General features: G+C 70.1%; 2 protein-coding genes. Both read left to right on the top strand.

The annotated features are described in order from the left end of the window. The coding region (locus G6048_RS48065) for a serine hydrolase domain-containing protein (protein WP_165345891.1) at positions 1-746 on the top strand (746 nt) is incomplete at its 5' end. Between the two features lie 25 nt (positions 747-771). Continuing rightward, the coding region (locus tag G6048_RS48060; protein WP_235991160.1) for a TetR/AcrR family transcriptional regulator at positions 772-1,489 on the top strand (718 nt) is incomplete at its 3' end.

The raw sequence follows: 1,489 nt of genomic DNA, 5'->3' as shown, positions 1-1,489 counted from the left end.
TGGTGGGCTCCGCCTTCGACGGGGTGACCATCGAGCATCTGCTCGACATGAGCAGCGGGGTGGGTGACCTGGTGGAGGACTACACCGTTCGGGACAGTCTGATCAACCGGTTCGCCAAGGCCGCTACAGGTGGCGGCTCACTGCACGAGGTGGTGTCCTCGGCCGAGCGTGCGACCGAGGCCGGCACGCAGTTCAGCTACTCGACGATCGACACCCAGGTCCTGGGATGGGTGCTGGAGTCCGCCACCGGCCGCTCTCTCGCGCAGTACGCCACGGAGCGCCTCTGGAGCCGCATCGGCGCTGAGCACGACGCGTACTACTGGCTCACCCGCAAGCATCCGCGTACCGCGATCGGCGGCGGCTCGCTCAATGCCACCGCCCGCGACATGGCCCGGCTGGGGCTGCTGATGTCCCGTGGTGGAGAGCTGAACGGGCAGCGCATCCTGCCCGAGGAATGGGTGACGCGCAGCCGGGGTCGCGGGGTGCCGCACCTGGAGGTCGGCGCGCTGGGCCCCAGTGGCTACCCGCATTACGGGTACAGCAACAAGTGGTGGACACTCGGCGGCGAGCGGCGTCCGTTCACCGCGGTGGGGATCCACGGCCAGTACCTGTACGTGGACCCGGACGCCGACGTGGTGATCGTCAAGACCAGCGCGTGGCCGACGGCGGACGACTCCTCGCGTGACGCGGAGTCCATCACGGCACTGCGGGCGGTGGCCGGCCATCTGCGGGAGGACCATCGTTGACAACGCCGTCGATAAGATGACGGCCATGACAGGCGCGAAGACCAAATCGGCAGGAGCCACTCCCGCGCGGCGGAAGCAGCGTCCGGCAGCTTTCCTCACCCCGGATCTGATCCTGGACACCGCGATGGCGGTGATCGAGACGGACGGTCCGCAGGCACTCACCTTCCGTCGGCTGGGCACTGATCTGGGCGCCGACCACACAGCCGTCCTGCGGCACTTCCGCGGCAAGGACGACCTGCTGCTCGGCCTGGCCGCCCGGCTGGTCAGCGATGCCCTGCACGACTTCGCACCGTCGGAAAGCTGGCGCGAGACCCTCGCGTCGCTCGCCCGACGGATCCGTGCCGCATGCCTGCGGCACCCGGGGGTGGCCGTCCTGGTCGCGGCCCGCACCTCACGGCGCGAGCCGGAGTTCCAGGGCGCCGACGTCGTCATCGGCGCCCTGCTCGAGGCCGGCCTCCAGGGACCCGAAGCGGCCTCGTACTACCGGGTGCTGGCCGATACGGCACTCGCCGCCGGCGCCTTCGAGGCTTCCTTCAACGTGCTGGACAAGGCCGCTCAGGACGGCGACCGGCTGGCCTGGCGCCGCGAGTACCTGACGGCCTCGCCACAGCGGTACCCGAACCTGGCACAGGTCGCCCCCTATCTCGCGGAAATCGACGAAGAGGACCAGTTCGAGACCGCGATCGGCCTGTTCCTCGACGCCGTGGAGCTCCGCGCGCAGCGCGCCCGCGCAGCCCGCGCAG

It is taken from the genome of Streptomyces ureilyticus, assembly GCF_011045025.1.
Taxonomy (GTDB): Bacteria; Actinomycetota; Actinomycetes; order Streptomycetales; family Streptomycetaceae; genus Streptomyces; species Streptomyces ureilyticus.
Note: the sequence above shows the minus strand (reverse complement) of the source record. Positions and strands in the feature narration are given on the sequence as shown.